This window comes from Aquidulcibacter sp. (genome assembly GCF_049239865.1).
Classification (GTDB): Bacteria; Pseudomonadota; Alphaproteobacteria; order Caulobacterales; family Aquidulcibacteraceae; genus Aquidulcibacter.
Map to the genome: position 1 here is coordinate 1 of NZ_JBMLTR010000210.1, position 3,630 is coordinate 3,630.

A 3,630-nucleotide genomic window follows, 5' to 3' on the forward strand; every position below is an offset into this window, starting at 1 on the left:
GGCGGCCGCACCGTTGGTGCAGGCGTTGTGGCAGCAGTGGTTGAATAAGGCCTGAGGCGATAAGCCTGAGGCCATCGAAATAAAGAGCGCCCCGACCCACACGGTCGGGGCGTTTTTTTGTGCGATTATCACCTGTCGCCTCCTGAGGCGGAGAGGGGACGGGGGTGAGGGGGCCTTTGCGCGAGAGCGGGTTGGCAGGTGCTCGACCAAAGCGCCTTTGCTTTGGACCGGCTTCAGGCGGCACTTCGCTTGTCTTGAAGCCGTTCGACAATTCTTGTTGCGCAGGATGGGGCATCCAGAGGTAAACTCGGCTACGCCGACGCGCCAAAGGCGTTCTAAGTGTTTTGAAACACCCTTTCACTGGCTTCGCCACCGCGCAAGCGGGAGCCGAATAGACAGCGGGGGCGTGCAGGTTTGGTTCCCAACGCAAAATTTAACTTGGCTAGCACAAAGCATCGATTCCACTTACGATGGCTCCAATTCAAGAGGTGGCTGTCTTTAAGATGTTTGGTCTGTTTGATCGCAAAAAAAGGTTTCTCGAACCGCATTTGGAAGAGTGGCAGGTCGAGACATGGTTATATCTGCTCTATCATTTGGGGGGGACAGATAAAGTTGTTGCGCGCCAGCCACTCGTGGCCGGGCAGGGGCTCGTGCCGTCTAAACCGCTGGAAAGCCATGATGAGGTCTTGGCGCTCGCCAAAGAACTCCAAGCCTATATGGGTTTGGAAGATTTGCATTTCGAGCTTGTGGAGGAGATCGCACTTGGTGGACGTGTGTCTACCTTTGTCGTCGTTCCCACTACCAAGCCGCTCGGTACATTTAGAATTGAAGAGGGGCAGGCCATCATCACGTATTCAGAACGATTGTTGTCGACCCCAAGCCATTTGATTGCAGTACTCGGCCATGAGCTTTGTCACTACGCCATGCAGACGATTTGGGAGGCACCCCCGGGCGCAGAGGAGGAGCCGATGATCGAAGAATTGGCCACAGATCTTGCGTGTTGCTACTTCGGCCTCGGCATTGTGATTGCGAATAGTGCCTTTGAGTTTGCTCAACATACGAGTTTTGAAAGCCAAGGCTGGCAGTCAAGCTTTTCGGGCTACCTTTCGGAAGAAGGGCGCATATTCTCTCTGGCAATTCATCTGGCATTGCGCGGAGAAACCCAAGCGCCAGCCTTGAAGCCGCATTTGCAGAAGCAACTCACTCGAGCTTTAGAGCGGCTCCAAGCCGAGCCATCAATTCTACAATCGCTCAAATCGGTTGTCTCTCGGGTTTGACATTTTGGCCCCTACCCAAATCGCGATATTCCCCCTATGTTCTCCTGATGGCGCGTACCCCTTCCTCCCGACCTCGTAAGCCCAATGCCCATCCCACAACGGATAAGATGCAGGCGTGGGAGAATATCAAGAAGTTGCGGGCCGAAGCCGATGCGTTGGATGATCCCAAGCCGAATGCGCAAGTGGTGACTGGGGTTGAGTTTGCGGGCGACCCATTTGTCTATGATTTTGACTATAATGTGCTCGATGCGCGCGGCAGTTCGGCACCTCCGGCTTGGCAGCCCCATCGCCCCACTCTGCCAGAGAAGTTTGAAGGCGGTAAGCGCTTTGAATTGGTGAGCGATTATCAGCCCGCTGGCGATCAGCCCGCCGCCATTGAGGCTTTGTGTGAAGCGGCCCAAGAGGGCGAGAAGGATCAAGTTCTTTTGGGTGTCACCGGCTCTGGTAAGACCTTTACCATGGCGCAAGTCATCCATCGATTGCAGCGGCCGGCCCTGATCCTTGCCCATAATAAGACTTTGGCAGCCCAGCTTTATGGCGAGTTCAAGAACTTCTTTCCCAATAATGCCGTGGAATATTTCGTCTCTTACTATGATTATTATCAGCCCGAAGCCTATGTGCCGCGGACCGATACCTACATCGAAAAAGAGAGCAATATCAACGAACAGATCGACCGGATGCGTCATGCGGCAACCCGCGCCATTTTGGAGCGCGATGATGTGATCATCATTTCTTCGGTCTCGTGTATCTACGGCATTGGCTCGGTGGAAAGCTATTCCTCGATGACCTTTGTCTTGAAGCCGGGGGATCGAGCCGATCCGCAGACGGTGACACGCGATCTGGTCGCGCTGCAATATAAGCGCAACGATATTTACTTCGCGCGCGGCAATTTCCGTCTGCGCGGCGATGCGCTCGATATTTTCCCAGCCCATTATGAGGACCGGGCTTGGCGGGTCTTGTTCTTTGGCGATGAAGTCGAGGCGATCCATGAGTTTGACCCGCTGACGGGTAAGAAGACGGCAGACCTCGAAGCCATCAAAGTCTATGCCAATAGCCACCACACCACGCCACGCCCAACACTGAGCCAAGCGATTGAGAAGATTAAGGCCGAAGCCAAGGCCCGCGTGGAATGGTTTGAGAAAAATGGCCTGCTGATTGAAGGCCAGCGCCTGAAGCAGCGCACGGACTTCGATCTCGAAATGCTGCTGGCAACTGGGTCTTGCGCCGGTATTGAGAATTATTCCCGCTATCTCTCGGGCCGCAATCCGGGCGAGCCCCCACCAACCATGTTCGAATATATCCCAGACAATGCTTTGGTCTTTGTCGATGAAAGCCACGTGACGATTCCCCAGATTGGTGGGATGTTCCGCGGCGATTATAGCCGCAAGAAGACGCTGTCGGATTATGGCTTTCGCTTGCCCTCCTGCATGGACAATCGACCCCTGCGGTTTGAGGAATGGGACGCGATGCGGCCCCAGACGATCAGTGTGTCGGCCACACCGGGTCCGTGGGAGATGAACCAGACGGGCGGGGTGTTTGTTGAGCAAGTCATCCGCCCAACCGGCCTGATCGATCCCCCGGTTGAGATCCGACCGGTGACGGGCCAAGGCTTTACCCAGGTCGATGATTGTATCGCAGAGTCACGGATGACCATTGCCGCAGGCGGGCGCGTACTGGTGACAACTTTGACCAAGAAAATGGCCGAGGACTTGAGCGAATATATGCATGAGCAGGGCTTGAAGGTCCGCTATATGCACAGCGACATTGATACGGTCGAACGCATTGAAATCATCCGCGACCTTCGCCTCGGCAATTTTGATATTCTGATCGGGATCAATCTGTTGCGGGAAGGTCTTGATATTCCTGAGTGCCAATTGGTCTGTATCTTGGATGCCGATAAGGAAGGGTTTTTGCGGTCGGAGACCAGTCTGGTGCAGACGATTGGCCGTGCGGCGCGCAATGTGGATGGCCGCGTGATCTTGTATGCGGACTCCATCACTGGCTCGATGAAGCGCGCCATCGATGAGACCGATCGCCGTCGTGCCAAGCAAGTGGCGTGGAACGAGGCCAATGGCATCACGCCACAATCTATTCGCTCTAACATTCACGACATCCTCAATAGCCCCTATGGCAAGGAGGGTGTCACGATTGGTCTGGGGGCCGATAGCGATGCCACCGCCAATGTGAAAGGTAAGGGCAGGGGCAAAGGCAAGGCCGAGACGACGCCAGAGGCGGGTGCGCCCGGACATAACTTCAAAGCGGCTCTCGCTGACCTTGAGAAGCGGATGCGGGCGGCAGCAGCCGACCTTGAGTTCGAAGAGGCCGCCCGCCTGCGCGACGAGATTAAGCGGTT

General features: G+C 55.4%; 2 protein-coding genes. Both read left to right on the forward strand.

From position 1 onward, the window contains the following. The first annotated feature begins 503 nt into the window (after positions 1–503). Positions 504–1,277, forward strand: coding sequence for a hypothetical protein (locus ACOVRA_RS14425; RefSeq protein ID WP_421720907.1), 774 nt, complete (start codon positions 504–506; stop codon positions 1,275–1,277). Between the two features lie 47 nt (positions 1,278–1,324). Beyond that, a partial coding sequence (uvrB, locus tag ACOVRA_RS14430; RefSeq protein ID WP_421720908.1) for an excinuclease ABC subunit UvrB occupies positions 1,325–3,630 on the forward strand: 2,306 nt, incomplete at its 3' end.